The 21321-nt window shown below is 65.0% G+C and carries 20 protein-coding genes and 2 tRNA genes; 17 read left to right on the top strand and 5 right to left on the bottom strand.

Features of this window, described 5'->3' with window-relative positions; genetic code table 11:
• The first annotated feature begins 3 nt into the window (after nt 1–3).
• From SE91_RS31495 to SE91_RS31485, 3 genes are all read left to right on the top strand, one after another.
• The gene (locus tag SE91_RS31495) at nt 4–1785 is read left to right on the top strand and encodes a heme biosynthesis protein HemY (RefSeq protein ID WP_061850423.1); all 1782 of its coding nucleotides are present in this window, start codon (nt 4–6) and stop codon (nt 1783–1785) included.
• 101 nt (nt 1786–1886) lie between these two features.
• Nucleotides 1887–1962: transfer RNA gene (locus SE91_RS31490), tRNA-Thr, on the top strand.
• Between the two features lie 150 nt (nt 1963–2112).
• The gene (locus tag SE91_RS31485; protein ID WP_197489546.1) at nt 2113–4476 is read left to right on the top strand and encodes a hypothetical protein; all 2364 of its coding nucleotides are present in this window, start codon (nt 2113–2115) and stop codon (nt 4474–4476) included.
• 135 nt (nt 4477–4611) lie between these two features.
• Here SE91_RS31485 and SE91_RS31480 read toward each other — a convergent pair whose 3' ends face one another.
• The gene (locus SE91_RS31480) at nt 4612–5667 is read right to left on the bottom strand and encodes a polysaccharide deacetylase family protein (RefSeq protein WP_008539291.1); all 1056 of its coding nucleotides are present in this window, start codon (nt 5665–5667) and stop codon (nt 4612–4614) included.
• A gap of 253 nt (nt 5668–5920) precedes the next feature.
• Here SE91_RS31480 and SE91_RS31475 point away from each other — a divergent pair, with 253 nt between their 5' ends.
• Both SE91_RS31475 and SE91_RS31470 read left to right on the top strand, forming a co-directional pair.
• Nucleotides 5921–6226, top strand: coding sequence for a hypothetical protein (locus SE91_RS31475; protein ID WP_061850421.1), 306 nt, complete (start codon nt 5921–5923; stop codon nt 6224–6226).
• 163 nt (nt 6227–6389) lie between these two features.
• A complete protein-coding gene (locus tag SE91_RS31470) occupies nt 6390–6605 on the top strand; it encodes a cysteine rich repeat-containing protein (protein ID WP_060734447.1) in 216 nt (71 codons plus the stop codon).
• 122 nt (nt 6606–6727) lie between these two features.
• On the opposite strand, the gene SE91_RS31465 is transcribed toward SE91_RS31470, so the two are convergent.
• On the bottom strand, nt 6728–8416 hold the full coding sequence (locus SE91_RS31465) for an MFS transporter (RefSeq protein ID WP_060734448.1): 1689 nt from the start codon (nt 8414–8416) through the stop codon (nt 6728–6730).
• A 146-nt stretch (nt 8417–8562) separates the two neighbouring features.
• Here SE91_RS31465 and SE91_RS31460 point away from each other — a divergent pair, with 146 nt between their 5' ends.
• From SE91_RS31460 to SE91_RS31430, 7 genes are all read left to right on the top strand, one after another.
• Nucleotides 8563–9936 carry a hydrolase gene (locus SE91_RS31460; protein ID WP_061850420.1) on the top strand — a complete coding sequence of 458 codons (1374 nt, stop codon included), beginning with the start codon at nt 8563–8565 and terminating at the stop codon, nt 9934–9936.
• Between the two features lie 34 nt (nt 9937–9970).
• Nucleotides 9971–11341 (top strand): cytochrome P450, encoded by a 1371-nt coding sequence (locus SE91_RS31455; protein ID WP_061850419.1) that lies wholly within the window; start codon nt 9971–9973, stop codon nt 11339–11341.
• Between the two features lie 51 nt (nt 11342–11392).
• On the top strand, nt 11393–12802 hold the full coding sequence (locus SE91_RS31450; protein ID WP_061850418.1) for an adenylate/guanylate cyclase domain-containing protein: 1410 nt from the start codon (nt 11393–11395) through the stop codon (nt 12800–12802).
• A gap of 262 nt (nt 12803–13064) precedes the next feature.
• Nucleotides 13065–13553 carry a tellurite resistance TerB family protein gene (locus tag SE91_RS31445; RefSeq protein WP_061850417.1) on the top strand — a complete coding sequence of 163 codons (489 nt, stop codon included), beginning with the start codon at nt 13065–13067 and terminating at the stop codon, nt 13551–13553.
• 223 nt (nt 13554–13776) lie between these two features.
• The gene (locus SE91_RS31440; RefSeq protein WP_061850416.1) at nt 13777–14556 is read left to right on the top strand and encodes an SDR family NAD(P)-dependent oxidoreductase; all 780 of its coding nucleotides are present in this window, start codon (nt 13777–13779) and stop codon (nt 14554–14556) included.
• Nucleotides 14557–14680: 124 nt separating this feature from the next.
• Complete coding sequence (locus SE91_RS31435) at nt 14681–15481, top strand: glutamine amidotransferase (RefSeq protein WP_061850415.1); 801 nt, start codon at nt 14681–14683, stop codon at nt 15479–15481.
• Between the two features lie 99 nt (nt 15482–15580).
• Nucleotides 15581–16393: an enoyl-CoA hydratase gene (locus SE91_RS31430; RefSeq protein ID WP_061850414.1), complete on the top strand. Its 813-nt coding sequence runs from the start codon at nt 15581–15583 to the stop codon at nt 16391–16393.
• A gap of 91 nt (nt 16394–16484) precedes the next feature.
• On the opposite strand, the gene SE91_RS31425 is transcribed toward SE91_RS31430, so the two are convergent.
• Nucleotides 16485–16560: transfer RNA gene (locus SE91_RS31425), tRNA-Ala, on the bottom strand.
• Nucleotides 16561–16762: 202 nt separating this feature from the next.
• Between SE91_RS31425 and SE91_RS31420 the strand changes: the two genes are divergently transcribed.
• Genes SE91_RS31420 through folD form a run of 3 tightly spaced genes read left to right on the top strand, consistent with a single transcriptional unit; the run spans nt 16763 to nt 18310 of the window.
• On the top strand, nt 16763–17053 hold the full coding sequence (locus SE91_RS31420; RefSeq protein WP_008539240.1) for a YggT family protein: 291 nt from the start codon (nt 16763–16765) through the stop codon (nt 17051–17053).
• Between the two features lie 14 nt (nt 17054–17067).
• Complete coding sequence (locus SE91_RS31415; RefSeq protein ID WP_061850413.1) at nt 17068–17424, top strand: DUF167 domain-containing protein; 357 nt, start codon at nt 17068–17070, stop codon at nt 17422–17424.
• 1 nt (nt 17425) lies between these two features.
• On the top strand, nt 17426–18310 hold the full coding sequence (gene folD, locus SE91_RS31410) for a bifunctional methylenetetrahydrofolate dehydrogenase/methenyltetrahydrofolate cyclohydrolase FolD (protein ID WP_061850412.1): 885 nt from the start codon (nt 17426–17428) through the stop codon (nt 18308–18310).
• 136 nt (nt 18311–18446) lie between these two features.
• Here folD and ppa read toward each other — a convergent pair whose 3' ends face one another.
• Together ppa and SE91_RS31400 are read right to left on the bottom strand one after the other, a co-directional pair.
• Nucleotides 18447–18983 (bottom strand): inorganic diphosphatase, encoded by a 537-nt coding sequence (gene ppa, locus SE91_RS31405; RefSeq protein ID WP_008539231.1) that lies wholly within the window; start codon nt 18981–18983, stop codon nt 18447–18449.
• Nucleotides 18984–19178: 195 nt separating this feature from the next.
• The gene (locus tag SE91_RS31400) at nt 19179–19688 is read right to left on the bottom strand and encodes a GNAT family N-acetyltransferase (RefSeq protein WP_061851425.1); all 510 of its coding nucleotides are present in this window, start codon (nt 19686–19688) and stop codon (nt 19179–19181) included.
• Between the two features lie 266 nt (nt 19689–19954).
• Here SE91_RS31400 and SE91_RS31395 point away from each other — a divergent pair, with 266 nt between their 5' ends.
• Both SE91_RS31395 and SE91_RS31390 read left to right on the top strand, forming a co-directional pair.
• Nucleotides 19955–20851: a dienelactone hydrolase family protein gene (locus tag SE91_RS31395; RefSeq protein WP_061850411.1), complete on the top strand. Its 897-nt coding sequence runs from the start codon at nt 19955–19957 to the stop codon at nt 20849–20851.
• Nucleotides 20848–21315, top strand: coding sequence for a DUF2269 family protein (locus tag SE91_RS31390; protein ID WP_061850410.1), 468 nt, complete (start codon nt 20848–20850; stop codon nt 21313–21315). Before SE91_RS31395 ends, SE91_RS31390 begins: the two co-directional genes overlap by 4 nt.
• Nucleotides 21316–21321: the final 6 nt, after the last annotated feature.

Raw genomic sequence — 21321 nt, 5'->3', positions numbered from 1 at the left:
GTCATGCTTCGCATCGTGCTCTTTCTCATTCTGATCGCGCTGGCGGCGGCCGGCGGCGCCTGGGTTGCCGACCAGCCCGGCGAAGTGGTCCTGACCTGGGGCGGTTGGCGGGCCTCGCCAACCATTCCAGTGTTCGTGCTCCTTCTCGGCATCTTCGCCGTTGCTGTCGTCCTGCTCTGGAGCATCGTGACCATGATCTGGCGCACGCCGGGGCGTTTGCGCCGCCGTCGTCACGAGAAACGCCATGCGCGCGGCCGCCACGCCATCACCCACGGCCTGCTCGCGATCGGTCACGGCGACACCGCGCTTGCCCGTCGGCACGCGGTGGCGGCGCGGCGGCATGCGCCGAACGATCCGCTCGCGCTGCTGCTGCATGCGCAGTCGGCGCAGCTCGACGGCAATCGCGATGAGGCGCGGCGCGCCTTCCGCGCCATGGCCGAGCGCGAGGACACGCGCCTGCTCGGCCTGCGCGGCCTGTTCATCGAGGCGCAGCGCGCGGACGATGCGGTTGGCGCCGTGATGATCGCCGAAGAAGCGATCAAGCTGTCGCCGTCCTCGGCCTGGGCTTCGCATGCGGTGCTCGGCTTCCGCTGCGCGCGTGGCGACTGGAGCGGTGCGCTCGCGATCCTCGATTCCAATCTGTCCGCGGGGCAGATCGACAAGCCGACCTATCGCCGGCAACGCGGCGTCCTGCTCACCGCGCGTGCGCTGGAATTGGAAACCATGGACCGCGACGTCGCGCGCGAGAGCGTGATGGAGGCGGTCAAGCTCGCACCGACCCTGGTGCCGGCCGCGGTGCTCGCCGCGAAATTCGAGAGCGAGGCGCATCAGGTGCGCCGCGCCATGAAGCTGGTCGAGGCCGCCTGGATCGCCAATCCGCATCCCGATCTCGCCGATGCCTATGCGCATGTGAAGCTCGGCGATACCGCGTGGCACCGCCTGCAGCGGGTCGAGACGCTCGCGGCCAAGACGCCGGCGGACAAGCCCGGTCATGTCGAGGGCCAGCTCGCAATCGCGCGGGCCGCGATCGATGCCTCCGAGTTCGCCCGTGCGCGCGAGGTACTCGCGCCACATCTCAAGGACCCGACGCAGCGCGTCGCGCTGCTGATGGCCGATATCGAGCGCACCGAGCATGGCGACGGCGGCCGTGCCCGCGCCTGGACCTTGCGCGCGGTGCGCGCCCGCCACGATCCCGCCTGGACGGCGGACGGCTATGTCAGCGACCGCTGGCGTCCGGTCTCCCCGGTCACCGGCCGCCTCGACGCCTTCCAATGGCAGACCCCGGTCGCAAGCCTGCCCTCGGACAGGAGCACCACGATCGAGTCCTCGGCGTTCGAGGAAGCCATGCTGGCGGCCCCGCCGCCGAAGCGGGTGACGGCGGCAGCCAGCGAAGCTCCGATGGAACCGCCGGTGGCGGCTCCGGCCCCAGCCCCGGCCGCTCAGGACAATTCGCCCCCACAGGCCAAAGAGGCCGCCAAGGAAGCCCCCAAAGCCGCCAACGAAGCTGCCACAGAAGAGCCGGCGGTCACGCCCGCCGATCTGGCCGATCCGGCACCGGCGCCGGCCGAATCATCGCCGCCGCCGGCCACGCCGGTGTTCCAAAGCCGTGCCGATCTCGGCAAGCCCGGACCGGCCCCAATCCCCGCCGTGATCCCGATCGTCCGCGCGCCGGATGATCCCGGGATTGATGACGAGGGCCCGAGCGATGAATTTACGGAACAAATCGGCACGCCCAAGGCTCAGGCCGGCGGCTGGCGCGGATTCTGGTCCCGCTGGGGCGCGTGAGGCGCATTTCGAGCGCCGCTTGTCCTTGCCAATTCGGGCCATGCCCGATATCAGGGGCCCGCGTATTGGAGCCAACATCCGTTCGGGCTCCGGCAGGGTTCGCCGCAATAGCTCAGTCGGTAGAGCACGTCATTCGTAATGACGGGGTCGGGGGTTCGAATCCCTCTTGCGGCACCATTGCCTCGATCCCGGCGTAGCTCTCTCCCCACCTGCCTGCGATCATATTCCGGTTGGCGATGGCGGCTGCTTGCTGCCCGAAGCCAGGCCGCGTCCGAATTGACAGGGCGCGCGTTCGCCGCGACTACTCCCGGTCAGGGGGCACTCGCAGTGATGCACGATATCCTGGTCGTCGGGCTCTTCGTATCGATGTGCGGAGCCATCGGCCTTCCGTTCTCCCTGCTTTTGCCGTCGCAACGTTTTGCCGTCCGCTGGGCGCTCGCGCCGCCGCTCGGCTTCGGCCTGCTCGCAGCCGGAACCGCCGTCCTGTATTTGTCGGGCGTCGCGCCGTGGGTCACGCTGCTGGCGATGGCGGCCATTGGTCTCCTCGTCGCGGTTGCAATGATTGTTCCGGGCGGACGATGGTCGAGGATATCTGCTGGGCCATGGCTTGCCACGGCGATGGCCGTTGCGGCCGTTGCGATCGTCTGTCTTGCGCCCGGCTGGACCGGCGGTTCACGCTTCCGCATATTCCAGGCGAATGTCTACGATCACCTGCTCTATGTGGGAGCTGCGATCTCCTATCGAACGCTCGACTATGCAAGCCTGGTCGTCGAGGGCATAGAAAGCGCGCAGGCCGACCCGCTGGCTGTCGCAGCGCTGTGGTTCATCGATTGGCGCGCCGCCGTGTCGATGATGCATGCAGCCTTCGCCGTCGTGAGCCGCGGCGGTGTGGTCGATTGCGCCTATCCTTACATGGTCGGCATGCAGCTCAACATGCTGTTTGCGGCGTTGTTCGTTTTCGTCAACGTGATCGCGATGCGGCGGTGGCTAGCATGGATATGTGCCTCGGCGCTCACGGTCGGATTCTTCGAGCAGTATATCTTCGACATCAACGCATGGTCTCAGCTTGCGACGCAGCCGATCTTTCTGCTCCTTCTCGCCTTTGTCGCGCTGGCCTTCGACAAGGATCGTTTTGGGCAGGTCCCGGGGTCGATCGCGCGACTCGGAGCCATCTTTGCAGCGTTGATATCCGGCGCATTCTTTCTCTACCCGGAAGCGCTGACGGTCTATGGACTTGCCGCCACGATCGTCGTCGTGATGGCGATCGGCCAACGCGCATCGCGGCAGACTCTGCCTGTTGCTGCAACCGGCCTCGCGGTCGGTGTCGGGCTATCGCTGCTCGCCTGCATTCCACACTGGTCGGGCACGGGCGCCTATGTCGTTCGCCAGCTGAGTCAGGCGGCGGCCCATCCGCCGGACTGGTGGAAGTATTTTCAACGTTACCTGTTCGGCGGTGAAACGAATTTTCTCGAGACCATTGCCAGCCCCGACAGTCGGGCCGGAGAATTGGCAAATGCGTGGTTCTCGCTGCCCGTCGAGGCGGCGGTCGCCGGCCTCGGCCTGTACGCGCTGCTGCCGTCCGCGGGTTGGCCTGTCGCAATCGCATTCGTGTGGAAGCTGCTGCTCTACGGCTTCCTGTTCGTGCTGTTGAGGAGCATCGCCAAGGCGGTCCGGACGATATGGCGTACCGAGCCGGACGGAAGCGCCGCGCGCCTCCTGGCCGGCAGCCTCGCAGGCTGCCTCGTGCCGATTGCGATTCTCGCGGCTGGTCACGCCTGGGCGGCAGGCAAAGGCCTGGCCATGGCGGCGCCGATGCTGTTCATCCTCATCATTGCCCCCCTGGCATCCGCGCAGTGGCGCTTCCGTGCCGTTATTGCCAGCTTCATCGTCGTGGCCGCTCACCTGATCCTCGGTGCGTTGCGACCTCTGCTGGTCTTGCAAGCGCTGGGTGGGGGCCTTCCCGGTCTTCCGACGGCTGCCGCACAGGTCAATGTGCAGAAGGGATCGCTCGATTGGGATTACAATCGCGTATCCGCGGAACTCCAAAGCTGCAATGGCGTCGTCATCGACGTCGCCCATCCGATGATGAATCACGTCTTGCGCAGCCTCGCGGCCGATCTCGGCATCGCTTGGGCGTCGCCGAACGTCTTCTCGTGGTCCGGCAAGACCGGGTGGGCCTATTTGCCCGCCGGTTGGGACAAGTTCGATTGTCTCGCGTCGGCCGACCGGCTGAGTGCCAATCCGGGACAGCGGTTGATATCGGTGGCGACGGATCGTTCGTCACGGGATTATCTCGACGGACGCCGCGACGTTCTCGAGATCGGCACGGAAGCGCCGCCGGGAATCGCGATACGTGGCCTGTTCGGCAAGGAAGCGACGCCTGGCGGCGCGCTGCAATGGGCGGCACCCAGCGCGCATTTCGACGTCCCGAACAACCCATCGGCGCCGGCGCGAACCTTGCGGCTCGCGCTATGGCCGATGCCGATTTCGGGCAGCGAATTCCTCGTCAAGCTCAACGGCCATGAGGTCTATCGAGGCAGCGTGCCTGCGGAGCCGCTGTCATTCCCGCTCGATGCGTTCGCGGGCGAGGAGAAGCTGGCTGTCGAACTGGCGACGAACGCCATCACGCGCTTTCCCGGCGATCCCCGCGATCTTGGATTTGCGATCAGGGAGCTGAGTGTCCGGCGCTAACGGTGCGGCGCAGCTGGACCGAGCGCCGCATCATCAGCGAGCTGCACCGGCACGGCATCTATTGGTAAGCTGCTTGTCCAAAGCAAATGGCCGGGCGAACGCCCGGCCACGCGAATATTGATGCGTGATCGCGGCTTACTGCGAGACCGTCTGCACCACGCTTGCGATCGGACGGGCGTTCGTGCCGGCGGTCGGCACCTTCATGTCCTTCATCAGCGCCTCGTCATACTCCGGCAGCGTCTGCAAGCTCGTCTTGGCCTTCATCTGCACGACCTTGTAGCCGCCGGCCTTGAGCCGCGCGAGCAGCGTCGGCATGGCGATGCCGGTGTTCTTCTGGAAGTCGTGCATCAGGATGATGCCCTTGCCGAGCTTGTCGAGCCTGGTCATCACGGTCTCGACGATCTTCTCCGGCGTCGCACCCTTCCTGAAGTCGAAGGAGTCGATCTCGGTCGAGAACATCGCGACGTTGCGGGTGCCGAAATAGGCCACCATCGCCGGATTGTGCTGAAGCTGCGGGAAGCGGAAGAACGGCGCCGGGTTGGTGCCGAGCGCGAACCGCACCGCGCTAAAGCCCTTCTCGACCTCGTCCTTGACCTGCTGCTCCGTCATCTTCTTGCTGTTCAGGTTGACATGCGACCAGGTGTGCGTGCCGACGGTGTGGCCCTGGGCGAGCACCTGTTTCAGGATCTCGGGATGATAAGTCGCGTGCTTGCCGACCGAGAAGAACAGGCCCTTGGTGCATTCGTCCGCGAGCGCCTTCAGCACCGCGGGCGTGTTGACCGGCCATGGACCGTCGTCGAAGGTCAGCACGACCTCCTTCTCGGTGAGGAAGTCGAACTGCTTGAAGTGCTCGAAGCCGAAGCCGGGACCGCCGGTGGTGTCGATCTCGACCACGCGGGACACGCCGAGCGCGTTCGGATTGGCGCAGACCTGCTTTTGCTGCACCGGCATGGCCGGGGCTGGCGCAGGTGCCGGAGCTGCCGGCGCCGGCTTGGCTGCGATCGTCGCGGTGGTCTGGACGTCGTCCTTGGCGGCGAGCTTCGCCGGTGCCGGCAACGGATCGGCGGCACGGGCGGCAACTGTCTTGGGGGCGCCCTGATCGGCGCGCGAGGAATAATAAAACCAACCGCCGGCGGCGATCACGACCGCCGCAACTACACTGGCCAGCATCAGGCCCAACGCATTACGCATCGCTATTCTTTCCAATTACGCAACCAAACCGGCGGAATTTCCCGCGCGACGAGCCATTAATGCGAAGGAACAGTTAACGTGACACCAACGCGACAGCGGTTGCGTAGGAATTTCAGCGAAGTGCACCAAAGTGACCGAAGTCACAGAGGCTGGGTCTGTCGTGACCGTCATCACAGTGGAAACGGTTTTGGCGGAGCATCGTAGTTCCCATCAACAACGGGCCCGCCAACGGCGGTGCCAATGGGAGCTTCAAATGACCAACTCTTTTTCCAAGTCTCTGACGCGGAATATCCGCGACACAGGCCTCGCTTTGGGCTTTGCCGCCATCGTCTCGATCGTCTCGACGGGTTCGAGCTTCGCCTTCTCGGCTGAGGCGCAGCAGATGTGCACCGGCGACGCCCTCCGTCTCTGCTCGGCGGAAATCCCCAACATCCCGAAGATCACCGCGTGCATGATCAAGCATCGTTCGGATCTGAGCGCCGGCTGCCGCGCGGTGATGGACAAGACTCTCGCCAAGGGCGCGTCGCGCAAGGTCGCTGACGCCCAGGGCCAGCAGTAAGCAAGGCTGCGATCATTGCGTCGGTCAGCTCCCCTCGCGAAGCCCCGGCTTCAAAGCCGGGGCCACGGGGCGGCAGCAACATCAGTCAACAAAGCCGTTGCGGCCTTGGGATCATCGCACTAGCTTCGCCCGCAACTCGTTCCGGGTAAGAGGCAATTCCGCGATGACCAGAGCTTTTTTCATTATTCCTTTTCTGCTGTGCGCATCGGCTGCATCGGCGCAACAGCAGCCCGGCCATGACGCCTGCGCGCGCGATGTCTCGCGCTTCTGCCGCGCCGTGATGAACAATGGCGATGGCGCCGTGCTCGCCTGCCTCAAGCAGAACCGCCCCCGGCTGAGCAAGGGTTGCGACAAGGTGCTGACGGATCACGGGCAGTAATTGTCTCCTGTCATTCCGAGGCGCGCCGCCAGGCGCGAGCCCGGAATCAATTTGTCCGCGTCACGTCTCGTTCGATGGATTCCGGGCTCGCGCTTTGCGCGCCCCGGAATGACGGCGTGGGACTACGTGCTGCTTCCCGCTGCAGTTGCGACCACCGGCAGCACCTCGCTGTTGGCTCGGTCCGGCGTCTCATCCTTCCAGCGCACCGAGCCGAATGGACGTTCCAGCATGCGGCGGATCCGCACCGGCTCAGGCCCGATGTGGAAGGCGATTGCCTGCTGGTGCAGTGCGCGTTCGGACTGCGTCGAGCGGTTGCGCTGGCGCAGGTAATCGAACCAGGTCGGACAGTGATAGCGCTCGGTCCATAATTCGGGATCGGCGATGTCGCGCGCAATCGACCAGCCATAGGCGCCGTTGCGCTGCCGCGAGAGCTGCACGTCCTGCATCACGTTGTGAAAGGCGCGCGCATTCTCCTGGGAGACACGGTATTCGATCTCGACCACCAGCGGTCCGCTGCGGCCCGTCAGCGACAGCTTCACCTCGGGATCGGCCAGCACCTCGGCATCCTCGTTGCGCGCGCCGACGCGCGGCATGGTGAGCCAGATGCCGAGCAGCGGCGAGATCAGCATCAGGCCGGCCGCGGTCAGCAGCGCGATCTCGACGCCGGCATGGTCGGTGAGACGGCCCCAACCCCAGGCGCCGATCGCGATGCCGCCGGAGATCGATGCCTGGAACGCCGCGAGCGAGCGCCCGGCGACCCAGCGCGGCGCCGAAAGCTGCACGCCGATGTTGAACAGCGCGATCGCCGCCATCCAGACCGCGCCGGCCAGCACCAGCGCAGTCGCCGTCAGCACCGGCTCCGTGCTCAAGGCGATCGCGGCCATCGCGAAAGCCATCGAGATGGTGCAGGCGCGGATCGCGGCCTCGCCGCTCATGCGCTTGCGCAATTCGTGGATGTTGAGTGCGCCGACCACAGCGCCCATGCCGAAGGCGCCGAGCATGATGCCGTAGGTCTGTGCGCCGCCATGCAAGAGGTCGCGTGCGACCAGCGGCATCAGCGCCATGATGGCCCCGCCGATCAGGCCCATCACCAGCGTGCGCAGCAGCACGATCTTGATCGGCGGCGAATTGGTGATGTAGCGGAAGCCGGAGACCATGGCGCGGTTGAGCTTCTCGCGCGGCAGGCGCGAGGGTTCGACCGATCGGCGCCAGAGCAGCAGCACCACCAGTAGCGGAATATACAGGATCGCATTGCAGGCGAACGCCGCGACCGCGCCGAGCGAGGCGACGATGACGCCGCCTACCGCGGGGCCGAAGCTGCGGGCGATGTTGTAGCTGATGCCGTTCAGCGCCACCGCGGACGCCAATGCCTCGGGCGGCACCTGTTCGCTGACCGAGGACTGCCAGGCCGGGCCGAACAGCGCATTGCCGCTGCCGACCACGAAGCAGAAGACGAGCAGCAGTTCCGGAGAGATCAGGTTGAAGCCAGCCAGCACGGTGAGCGCGCTCGCGCCGATCAGCGCGATTGCCAGCGAGATCAGGGTGACGATGCGGCGGTCATACATGTCGGCGATGGCGCCGGCCGGCATCGAGATCAGCATGATCGGCAGCATGAGTGCAGTCTGCACCAGCGCCACCTTGTCAGCCGAGGCTGCCATCTGCGTCATCGCCCAGGCCGCACCTACGCCCTGGATCAGGAGGCCGAGATTGGAGAGCAGGCTGGCGAGCCAGATGCGCCGGAACAATGTGTACCGCAGGGGAGCGGTGATGCCGTCGCCGGCAAATGTCTGGCGATTGGTCTGCTCGGTCATATCCCCTTCCATTTTGGGTGTCAGAAGTGGTGCTAGAAGTGGCCCTGGCGATTCCGGCTAATCAGTGATGCCTGCGAAAGTCCTTCGCTGTCCAGTGGTTAGGCCGGTATAAGCGGTGCAAAGACTGGTTTGCCGGGGAGGAACAGATGAAGCTGTCGCGACGGACGATCCTGCAAGGCGTGGGCAGCCTGCCTTTCGCGGTTGCGAGCTTGCGGGCCGGCGCGATCGCCCAAACGGCACCCGCTGCGGCGCCGGACACGGAGGTGCCGTCGATCCTATTCGTCCACGGCAACGGCGATTACGATGCGCTCTGGATGACGACCCTGTGGCGGATGGAATCCAACGGCATCGCGCGCAATCGCATGATGGCGATCAATTTCACTGACCCCTTGGCGCGCAGTGACGACAAGGTCGAGCAGGCGAACCGCTCCTCGACCGAGGACCAGCGCCGCGAGCTCGCTGCCGCGATTGCCGAGTTGAAGCGCCGGACTGGAGCACCTCGCGTGGCGCTGGTCGGCAGTTCGCGCGGCGGCTACGCGATCCGCAACGTCATCAAGAATGGTGGTGCTGGCGATGTCAGCCACGCCGTGCTGTGCGGCACGCCCAATCACGGCGTGTTCGCAACCGACGACCAGCCCAACAACGAATTCAACGGTCGCGGCGCATTCCTGCGCAGCCTCAACGAGGGCGAAAGCGAGGTGACGCCAGGCGTCGCCTTCCTCACCTTGCGCAGCGAGGGCCTGGACAAATATGCGCAGCCCGACGGCCGCTTCATCGGCAAGCCCGGCACGCCGACCGGCGTGACCGCCGAAGGCCCGGAGCTGAAAGGCGCCACCAACCTCGTGCTCGGTGCGCTCGATCATCGCGAGGTGGCGTTTCACCCGCGCGCGTTCCGAGAGGTCTACAAGTTCATCGCCGGCCGCGAGCCCGCGCGCATCGCGATCGTGCCGGAGGCCGGCGTGAAGCTGAGCGGGTTGGTCTCGGGAGCGCCGGGCGGCGTGCCGACCAACCGTCCGGTCGCCGGCGCAACCGTCGATATCTTCCGGGTCGACCCTGATACCGGCGAGCGCAAGGGCGAGGCGCTGCACAGCTCGAAGACTGGCGCCGACGGCCGCTGGGGGCCGGTGCAGGTCGATCCCGCCTGGTCGCTCGAATTCGTCCTGGCCTCGCCTGGCGCGCCGACGACGCACATCTACCGCTCGCCCTTCCCGCGCTCCTCCGAGGTCGTGCACTTGAGGCCTGCGCGGCCGCTTGGGCCGGCCGACAAGGACGCCGGCTCTGTCGTGATCATGTCGCGGCCGCGCGGCTATTTCGGCCTGCCACGGGACGTGGTGCTGTTCGACGGCAAGGAGCCGGCCGACGTCAAGCCGGGCGTGCCGACCGATGCGGCAGCGACATTGCGGCTTGCAGCGGGCGAGGTCGGACGTAACATCGTGGCCCAGTTCGGCGAAGAACGAATTGTGGCACGCGCCTGGCCTGCCGCCGAGAACAGGATTGCGATTGCCGAGCTGACTTATTAGCTGTTTGCTTGCGACACATCTGCGGGAGAGAGCCATGAACATCGCCAGCGTGCGTCGGCCCATCATCCCTCCGGCTCCTCCGCGCGCCCCAGACGAGATGTCGTTCTTCGCCCGGGTTGCGGTGATCCGCCGGAACATGATCGCAACCTGGGGGCAGCGCGCCTATGAGGAAGACGTCATCAAGGGCCGCTTCTTCTTCCGCAACAGCTTCATCCTGAACCAGCCGGATGCTATCAGGCACGTCCTGCTCAGCAACTACGAGAACTATACGCGCACGCCGGCCGGCATCCGCATGCTGCGCCCCGTGCTCGGCGACGGTCTCCTGATCGCGGAAGGCCATTCCTGGACGTTTCAACGCCGCACGCTTGCACCGGCCTTCACGCCGCGCGCTACCGCCAATCTCGTACCGCACATGACGGCGGTGCTCGACGAGACCATCGCGAAGCTGGATGCGCGAACGGGTGAAGATGTCGACCTGCGCGAAATCATGCAGCGCATGACGCTCGAGATCGCCGGACGCACGATGTTCTCGTTCGGCATGGACCGCCATGGCGCGACCTTGCGCAACTTCATCATGGAATATGCGGCACGGCTGGGACGGCCATACTTCCTCGACATGCTGCTGCCGGTGTCCTGGCCGAGCCCGATGGATTTTGCCCGCGCCCGCTTCCGCAAGCGCTGGACCGAGTTCGTCGCGATGCTGATCGCCGAGCGGCGTGCGATGGGCAAAAAGGAAGGCGCGCCGCCGCGCGACCTGTTCGATCTCATGGACGCGGCGCGCGATCCCGAAACGGGCAAGGGGTTTTCGGACGAGCAGCTCGTCGACGAGGTCGCGACGATGATTCTCGCGGGTCACGAGACCACGGCAACGGCGCTGTTCTGGGCGCTCTATCTGCTCGCGCTCGATCCGGAGACGCAGGAAGAGGTCGCCTCCGAGACGCGCGGCGAGCACCTCGACAGCATCGCCGACATCGATCGCCAGAAGTTCACCCGCGCGGTGATCGAGGAGACGATGCGGCTCTATCCGCCCGCCTTCCTTGTCGCGCGCGCCGCGCGCGACAAGGACAACGCGGCCGGCGTCGAGATCGCCAAGGGCGACATCATCATGATCGCGCCCTGGCTCTTGCATCGGCACGAGAAGCTGTGGGATCAGCCGAACGCATTCATTCCAAAGCGCTTCCTGTCGAAAGAGGCGCCCGATCGGTTCGCCTATCTGCCGTTCGGCGCGGGTCCGCGCGTCTGCATCGGCGCGCCGTTCGCGCAGGCCGAATCCGTGCTGGCGCTGGCCCGGCTGATCGGCGCGTTTCGCGTCGAGCTTGCCGATCTGACAAATCCCGTGATCCCGCTCGGTGTCGTCACGACCCAGCCGGACCATTCACCCATGTTCCGCATCACGCGTCGGTGACGGGCGATTTGCCTGGCTGGAGGCGTGATCCATCTCAGATAGAGTCCCGTCATGAGCGACATCCAGGCCCAATTATCCGTTCTGCAGCAGACCGCCGACGTGAAGGTGGTCGATGCGATTGCGCGCCTCATCGAGAAGGGCGAGGATCACGAACTCAACCGCGTCAACGTCCTCGACTTCGCCACGGAGCATGGCGTCGACGAAGAGCACGCGATCTCCGCCTTCCTGCACGCGGCGCGGCTCGGCCTGTTCGATCTCGGCTGGAACGTGCTGTGTCCGGGCTGCGGTGGCGTGCTGGGCGCACATTCGACGCTGAAGGCGCTCAAGCCCGACGACTATCACTGCGCGCTCTGCGCCTGCGGCTACAAGGCTTCCGTCGACGATCAGGTCGAGGTCTCCTTCACCGTGAACCCGCGCGTCCGGCGCATCGCGGCTCATGATCCCGATACGCTTCCGGTGTGGGAATATTTCAAGCAGGTGTTTTGGAGCTCCGGCGTCGACTTCAACAAGGAATCGTTCGCGACGCTGGCGAACGAGGTGACGCTGGACACCATGGAGCTGCCGGCGGGCGAGAAAGCGACCATGTCGCTACAACTGCCTGGTGACTTCGTCATCATCTTCGAGCCGGTGACGCACGCCGCGCATTTCATCGACGTCCAGGGCGAGCCGACCAGGGATCGCCAGCAGCTCGCCATCATGTACAACAAGGTGCAGGCGCCGACGGGAACCACGACCATGCGGCCCGGCCCGCTCAGGCTGTCGCTGGAGAACCAGGCGGGCGTGCGCGTGCTGCCGTCGGTGTTCATCGCGGCCGAGGCGCTCCATCATCTGATCGGCAAGCGCAAGCCGTTCCTCACCGCCAAGCGGATGCTGTCGAACCAGACCTTTCGCGACGTGTTCAAGGCCGACAATCTCAGTCTCGACCAGCGACTCCAGATCACCTCGCTCACCTTCCTGTTCACCGATCTGAAGGGCTCGACCGCGCTGTACGAGCGCGTCGGCGATCTCGCCGCCTTCGATCTCGTGCGCGCGCATTTCCATGCGCTCCTCGAGATCATCTCCTCCGAGAAAGGCGCGGTGGTGAAGACCATCGGCGATGCCGTGATGGCGACTTTCGTCCGTCCCGAGCACGCCATCGTCGCGGGCCTGCGGATGCGCGCAGCGATGGACGAGCTCAACAAGAGTCGCGGCACCGCCGATCTCATCGTCAAGATCGGCATTCACGAAGGCCCGTGCCTCGCGGTGATGCTGAACGAGCGGCAGGATTATTTCGGTCAGACGGTCAACATCGCCGCCCGCGTGCAGAGCCTGTCGACCGCGCAGGAGATCCACATCACCGGACCGGTGCTCGATGCGCCCGCGGTCGCCGAGGTGCTCGAGCAGCGCGCGATCAAGCCGATCCAGAAGCAGGCCGCCTTGCGCGGCATCGCCGACAAGATGGTGGTGTACGAGATACCGTGAGGGGCAATGACGATGTGGAGGCGGATGCGCGCCACACTCTCCGTCGTCATGCCCGGGCTTGACCCGGGCATCCACGTCTTTAGTTGGTGGTGACGCATGGAAGGCCGGACAAGCCCGGCCATGACGGTGAAAGAGATAGCCCAGATTGCCGAAACGTAATGCAGCGCGCGGAACTGACGCACGTTGCGCCGGTTGAGTTTCCCGCTCATATAATGCTGGTAACGGCCGCGACTTGCGGCTTCATTGACCTCGGTAGGACTTCATGCTCGACGGCTTGCGCCAATTCATTGCCGACATTGTTGCTCCCCAAGACCAGGACCGCGCATTTGGCGACAGCGACTATCGGCTGGCGGCCACGGCGCTGCTGGTTCACGTGATCTCGCTGGATGGCCAGCCGACCGCGACCGAGCAGCGCAAGCTGCACGGCTTGATTGAAAGCCACTTTGGGCTGGACCGGGGTACCGCGGACCGGCTGATCGCCGACGCCACCCAGGTCGAGGGCGAGGCGGTCGATCTCTATCACTTCACCAGCGTCATCATGCGCTCACTCGACGAGGATGGCCGCAAGCGCATCGTGCAGATGATGTGGGAGCTGGTCTTTGCCGATGGGCAGGTCAGCGAGTTCGAGGACAACGTCGTGTGGCGCGCATCCGACCTGCTCGGGATATCCCAGCGTGACCGGATCGAACTGAAGCACGCGATCGCCGAGCGTGCCGGCGGCCAGGTGAAGGACAGTGCCGTCGGCGGCTGACGGCTCTGGTCCCGGCCGATCGCAGTCTGCGCGGAGACATGACGAAACTTTAATTTATTCGTCGCCCTGCGTTGAATTCACCTGCAAATCAACGGTTTTCCAGCACGTCCTGCCGCTCTGCGCAGGCGGGCATGCCCGCGGCACAGCTTGCATGCCGCGCGCGGCCTATGCTCTCGTTCCGCCATTGCAGGGCCAAAGAACTTGAACTCAAGAGACTTCGATCGTGACTGAGCGGGTGACGCTGATTACTGGTGCCTCGGCAGGCATCGGCGTGGAGCTGGCGCGCGTGTTTGCCGCCAATGGACATCGCCTCGCATTGACCGCGAGACGGGTAGACCGGTTGGAAGCGCTCGCCACCGAGCTCGCCGCGAAGGGCGGCAAGAAGCCGATCGTGATCGCCTGCGACCTCGAGCAAGCGGATGCCGGCGACGCAATCGCGGCGGCGCTTGCCGCCGAAGGTGTCGAGCTCGATCATCTCGTCAACAATGCCGGCTTCGGCGTGTTCGGCGATGCGATCGAGCGAGATCGCGCCGAGCAGCTCGGCATCGTCGACGTCAACGTCCGCGCGCTGACGGATCTGTCGCTGCGCTTTGCCGATCAGCTCATCAGGAACAAGGGCGGCCTTCTCAATGTCGGATCGGTCGCAGGATTCCTGCCTGGCCCGGGCATGGCCGTCTACTACGCGTCCAAGGCCTATGTGATCTCCTTCACCGAAGCGTTGCGGGCGGAGCTCACGCCGCGCGGCGTCCGCGTCACGGTGCTGTGTCCGGGCCCGGTGCCCACCGAATTCCAGGGCCGCGCCGGCATCGGCTCTCAACATGATACGGCCGCTCTCAAGGTCTCTGCCGCCGACGTCGCGCGGGAGGCGTATCGTGGCTTGATGGCGAACAAACGGGCAGTGCTGCCGGGTCTTGGCATCAAGATTGTGCCGTTCGCACTGCGCTTCTTCCCGCGCGGCTTCATCCTGGCTGCCACCAGCCGGTTCCAGAGGCGCAGGCACTAGATAAGCGGCACGCGTCCGTAGTGGCCCGGAGCTTGCTTCGTCGGGCTTGTGTGCGCGAACTCACACGATGTTAACCATCGCTTAGCTATGCTGATGGTCTGAACCGATAGCACTCGCAGAGGCCATGTCGTTCCGGACGGACAGGTTTGGTGGCGCAGAATTGGTGCCCTTCCCAAGAAGGACGCCGGGCGCGGCCGCCCCTGCTCCGGAAGCCCGGTTGCCGGTTCTGATCGTCCTGCACCAGGAATCCTCGACACCCGGCCGGGTCGGCAATGCGTTGCGCGCGCTCGGCCATCGCCTCGACATTCGCCGGCCCCGCTTCGGCGATCCCTTGCCCGAGACGCTCGACCGGCATGCCGGCGCCGTGTTCTTTGGCGGTCCGATGAGCGCCAATGATCCCGACGATTACATCCGCCGCGAGATCGACTGGATCGAAATTCCGCTCCGCGAACAGCGTCCGTTTCTCGGCATTTGTCTCGGTGCCCAGATGCTCGCGATGCAGCTTGGTGCTCGCGTCGCGCCGCATCCGGAGGCGTTGACCCAGATCGGCTATTACCCGATCAGGCCGACCGCGGCGGGCCATGCGCTCTGTCCGCATTGGCCGGCCCAGGTCTATCATTGGCATCGCGAGGGATTTGAGCTGCCGGTTGGCACGGAGCTGCTTGCGGAAGGCGATGATTTTCCGGTGCAGGCGTTTCGCGCCGGCCATGCCTTCGGTGTGCAGTTTCACCCCGACGTGACCTACGCGATGATGCATTGCTGGACCACGCGCGGCTATGACGGCTTCAGCGCGCCCGGTGCGCGGCAGCGGCATCATCATTTCGCCGATCGTGCCGTCTACGACGTCGCAGAGCGTGCCTGGCTCGATCATTTCATCGACGGCTGGCTGGCGCGCCGCCCGCTGCTGGCGCAAGCCGCCGAGTGATCGCGCCTCCGCGCAAGTCCTTGCCTCTCTCCTGGATATGCTACGCTCCCTGCCAACGCGCGCACGCGAAACTGCGCCGGCAAACACTGGGAGAGCGCCATGGCCTACGAACACATTCTCTACGAGGTGAGGGACAGGATCGCGACCATCACGCTTAATCGCCCGGACCGCATGAATGCGTGGACGCCGATCATGGAGCGCGACGTGCGCCATGCGATGGAAGCCTCAAATGCCGACGACGATGTCCGCGTCATCGTGCTCACCGGCGCGGGCCGCGCGTTCTGCGCCGGCGCCGACATGGATGCGCTGAAAGGCCTCGATCCCGATGATGTCAGGCGCGCCTCGAACCTGCCACCCTTCGACATGAACCGCCGGCCGGATTGGCAGACGCGCTACGGCTATTATCCGTCGATCAGGAAGCCGGTCATCGCCATGCTCAACGGCGCGACCGCCGGCATCGGCCTCGTCCACGCGCTCTACTGCGATCTGCGCTTCGCAGCCGACAACACGGTGTTCACCACCGCCTTCGCGCGGCGCGGCCTGATCGCCGAGCACGGCATCAGCTGGATGCTGCCGCGCATCGTCGGCCACGCCAATGCGATGGATCTCTTGCTCTCAGCCCGGCGCGTGCCGAGCGAAGAGGCGTTGCGGATCGGGCTGGTCAACCGGCTCTGCTCGCCGGAAAAGCTGCGCGAGGAGACCTATGGCTATGCGCGCGATCTTGCAGATATGGTCTCGCCGAGCGCGATGGCCGTGATCAAGCGGCAGCTCTACGAGGTGCCATTCCAGACCCTGGCCGAGGCGACGATCGAGGCCAACAGGGAGATGATGGTGGCGCTGGCTGGCAGCGATTTCCGCGAGGGAGTCGCGAGCTTCATGGAAAAGCGGCCGCCGAGGTTTACGGGGAGGTAGGGGAGGTCCGCCGTCGCCCTGCGGGCTATGGCGGGACTGCCTTCGCTACATGAGGGCTTGCCTAGCCGTAGCTCGCGCAGCGAGCGAAGGTTGGTGGAGCCAGGCGGGATCGAACCGCCGACCTCGTCATTGCGAACGACGCGCTCTCCCAGCTGAGCTATGGCCCCTTTGCTGGCCGCTCTGGTGAATGCGGCCGACAACCGGGCGCCATTTAAGTCCCCGCCAAGGTCAAGTCAAGGACGCGTGTCACCCGGTTTTAGCCATCCCGGGCGCCGACTTCCCTTGTTTGGGTCGGGGGGAACCGATATCTAGCAACGGGCGTCAATCCCGACCGCAGCCAGAGTTTCAAAAGGCAGAGTCTGCAAAGCCATGCGTGCCGTTCTCGACATCGTCATCATCGTGCTCGATCTCTACGTCTGGCTGCTGATCGCCTCCGCGATCCTGTCCTGGCTGATCGCCTTCAACGTGGTCAACACCCGCAACCAGTTCGTCTCGGCGGTGGCTGAGTTCCTGTACCGGATCACCGAGCCCCTGTTGGCGCCGATTCGCAATTTCCTGCCCAGTCTCGGCGGCCTCGATATCTCGCCGATCATCCTAATCCTGCTCATCATGTTCATCGAACGGGTGATCCTGTATTACATCTACCCGAACGTGATCTGAGCGGGCGGAGCGCCTTGGTTGGCAACAAGGAGCCTTACAAGGAGCCTTGGCGCTATTCGGCCTCGGGTATCAGCATCGCGCTGCGGGTGACGCCGCGCGGCGGCCGCGACGACATCGACGGGATCGAGCAGCTCTCCGACGGCCGCAGCGTGCTCAAGGTGCGGGTGCGCGCCATTGCCGATGGCGGCGCGGCCAACAAGGCTGTTGTGGTCCTGCTGGCGAAATCGCTGGGTGTGCCCAAGGCCAGCGTCAGGCTTTTGTCCGGGGCGACCTCGCGGCTGAAGCAGATCGCGGTCGACGGCGACCCGGCGCGGCTCGGCGAAGCCTTGCGCCAGCTCGCCGCCGCCAAATCGACAGACCAGGGGAACTGACATGACCGCAGAGATCATCGATGGAAAAATCATCGCCGCGGAACTCCGCGCCCGCGTCGCCGACGAGGTCGCCCGCGTCAAGCGCGAGCATGATCTCGTGCCGGGCCTTGCGGTGGTCCTGGTCGGGAGCGATCCCGCCAGCGAGGTCTATGTCCGCTCAAAGCACACCCAGACGCAGGCGGCGGGGATGGCTTCCTTCGAGCACAAGCTGCCGGCTGACGTCTCGCAAGCGGATCTGCTGGCGCTCATCGCAAAGCTCAACCGCGATCCAGCCGTGCACGGCATTCTCGTGCAATTGCCGCTGCCGAAGGGGCTGAACACCGAGGCCGTCATCAATGCCATCGATCCGGCCAAGGATGTCGACGGCCTGCATCCGAGCAATGCCGGCCGGCTCGCCGGCGGTTTCGAGGCGCTGTCGCCCTGCACGCCGCTGGGCTGCATCATCCTGACCAAGAGCGTGCACGCATCGCTCGAGGGCATGAACGCCATCGTGATCGGCCGCTCCAACCTCGTGGGCCGTCCGCTGGTGCAGTTGCTGCTGAACGAGAACGCCACCGTCACCATCGCGCATTCGCGCTCGCGCGATCTGCCCGGGCTCGTGAAGCGCGCCGACCTCGTTTATGCCGCGGTCGGCAAGCCGGAGATGGTGCGCGGCGACTGGCTGAAGCCGGGCGCGACCGTGATCGACGTCGGCATCAACCGCATTCCCAAGGACGACGGCAAGACGCGCCTCGTCGGTGACGTCGCCTATCCGGAAGCGCTTGGCGTTGCCGGCGCGATCACACCGGTGCCGGGCGGCGTCGGTCAGATGACGGTCGCGTGCTTGTTGGTGAACACGCTGCGTGCGGCGTGTGCGATTGCCGGACTGCCGAAGCCGGCGGTGTAGTTGAACTCTCGTGCCCCGGACGCAGCGCAGCGTGAAACGGTGCGCTGCAGAGCCGGGGCCCAGTACAAGTGGCGCCATGGGTCCCGGCTCTGCGACGCGTCACTTCGTGCCGCATCGCGTCCGGGACACGCAAGGCTCAACCCTTCTTCTTCTTCTCGCGCTCAATGCCTTCGAGGATCAGCTTGTGCGCATCCTCCGGGCCGCCCCAGCGCAGGATCTTCACCCATTTGCCCTTCTCGAGATCCTTGTAATGCTCGAAGAAGTGCTGGATCTGCTGCAGCGTGATGTCAGGCAGGTCGGAATAGCTCTTCACCTTGTCATAGCGCTGCGTCAGCTTCGATGACGGCACCGCCAGGATTTTCTCGTCGCCGCCGGCTTCGTCCTCCATGAACAGGACACCGACTGGGCGCACGCTCATGACGGCGCCAGGGATGATGGCGCGGGTGTTGATGATCAGGACGTCGCAGGGGTCGCCATCGTCCGACAGCGTGTGCGGGATGAAGCCATAGTTCCCGGGGTAACGCATCGGCGTGTACAAAAAGCGGTCGACGACGAGCGTGCCGGCCTCCTTGTCCATCTCGTACTTGATCGGTTCGCCGCCCACGGGGACTTCGATGACGACGTTGACGTCGTGGGGTACGTTCTTCCCGATCGAGATAGCATCGATACGCATTCAAGGCTCCGTTGTTGCCGAGGATAAATCGCGCCCGGCAGCGATTTTGGCGCTGTCATACGCGGGCTTGGCCCGCTGATCCATCGCGTTTTTGTGAAATAATGAATCCAGCGATCACCGGCGCAGAGGCGGACGGTATCGACGGATGGAAAACGCTGCCGATTCGGGTTTCAGCAGCTCAATTGGTCCAAATTCTTAGTTGGTCCAAGCGAAGGCAACTTTGTCGAGCGCCTTCGGCCCGAACCGCTCGGACGAGCGCGCCACCATGCGGCCGCCCAAGGCGCGGTAGAACTCGGTGGCCGGATCGTTGTCCGACAGCGCCCACACCACCATGCTCTTCAGCCCGCTCTGCATCAGGTCGCGGCGGGCGGCGGCAAACAGCCGGCGGCCGAAGCCGAGGCCCTGGAATTCCGGGCGCAGATAAAGCTCGTAGATCTCGCCGTCGAAATGCAGGCTGCGGGCGCGGTTGCGGCCGTAATTGGCATAGCCGGCGATCTTGTCGCCGAACACCAGCACGCTGACGCGGCTGCCCTTGCGGATCGCGCTGTCCCACCACTGCGGACCGCGGCGGTTGATCAGCTTTTCCAGCTCGCCGCCGGGAATGATGCCCTGATAGGCTGACCGCCAGGCTTCGTCATGGGTCGATGCCACCGCAGTTGCATCTGCAGCTTTGGCCGGCCGGACCTCGATCAGGGTTGTGCTCATGGACACGATCAAACCAAGTCGCCGCGCCGGCGGCAAGACCTATCGTTAATTATCGGTTAACGTGTGGATTTTCTGCATCAGTTTTTGCCCATGTTGTACCGAAAGAGGACAAGCCGCCGTCTTGGATGGCATCGGCCCGCCATGCGTCGGTGCAAAACTCGTTGCGGCAATGAACGAAAGGCAATGACAACGCAGAAAGTCTGCCTGGACTGATTCGTTCCTATTAGTCTGGCCATCGCAGTTCGGTCCGCCTTCTCAGGCAATTCATGCGGCTCCCCATCGTCTCTGCGCTTCTATCTTTACTGGTGCTGACTTCGTCACCTCTGCGCGCTCAGGTCACCTTTGGGCCATCGGGCGCGGAAGGCGAGCCGTTGCGCCGGCAGGTGTGGCACGTGCCGTCACCGGATCCCGGCCTTGCCGCGCATGCCCTGCTGTTTCGTCCCTTAGGTGCCGGCCCGTTTCGGCTCGCCGTCATCGCGCACGCGTCGACGCAGAATGGCTTGCGTCGCGCGCAAATGCCGCAGCCGGAATACCGTGCGCTCGCAGCGTATCTCGTCGCGCGCGGCTTTGCCGTGCTGGTGCCGGAGCGGCTCGGCCATGGCGCGACCGGTGGCCGCTATGTCGAGGACCAGGGCGGCTGCGACGAGGCGGATTATGCACGATCGGCCCGTGCGACGGCGGACCAGATCTGGCTCGCGCTGGACTATCTGCGAAAGCAGGATTTCATCCGCAAGGATGCCGCCATCGTGCTCGGTCATTCCGCCGGCGGCTGGGGTGCATTCGCGCTCGCCAATGCCGATCCGAAGGCGATCTCCGCCATCATTGCATTCGCACCGGGGCGCGGCGGCCATGCCAATGACGAGCCGAACAAGATCTGCGCGCCGGACAGGCTGCTTGCGGCCGCAGCCGAACTCGGCAAGGCCGCGCGCATTCCCGTCACTTGGCTCGTTGCAGCCAATGACAGTTACTTCGCGCCGGCATTCTCCAAGAAATTGGTCGAGGCGTTTCGCGGCGCTGGTGGCAAGGTCGACTTCAATATCCTGCCTTCCGTCGGCAACGAGGGGCATTGGATGATCGAGACCGAGGCCGGCGTCAACGCCGCAGGCAGCGACCTCGCCCGCGCGCTGAACCCGCCGAAGCCAATGGCGACCAAGAAGCCATGACGCTGTATTTCCTGGTCAAATATCTGCATGTGCTTGGCGCCATCGTCATTCTCGGCACTGGGAGCGGCATTGCCTTCTTCATGCTGATGGCGCATCGCACGAACGATGCCGAGTTCATCGCGCGCACCGCTTCGGTCGTCGTGCTTGCGGATGCGATTTTCACATTGTCCGCCGTGATCCTCCAGCCGGTCAGTGGTGGCCTGCTGATGATGCTGTCGGCGACGCCAATCACCGAGCGCTGGCTGCTGGCCTCGCTCGCGCTCTACGCCGTCGCAGGCCTGTTCTGGATCCCCGTGGTCTTCATGCAGATCGAGATGCGCGACCTCGCCCGCAAGGCGGCCGGCGAGCGCGTCGCGCTTCCGGAGCGCTATTTCGTCCTGTTCCGCCGCTGGTTCGCATTCGGCTTCCCCGGGTTTGGGGCGACCATGCTGATCCTGTGGCTGATGATCGCGAAACCGTTTTGAGAACTG

The sequence above is a fragment of the Bradyrhizobium sp. DOA1 genome (assembly GCF_001593325.1).
GTDB lineage: Bacteria > Pseudomonadota > Alphaproteobacteria > Rhizobiales > Xanthobacteraceae > Bradyrhizobium.
This window is presented reverse-complemented; position numbering and strand designations above follow the sequence as displayed.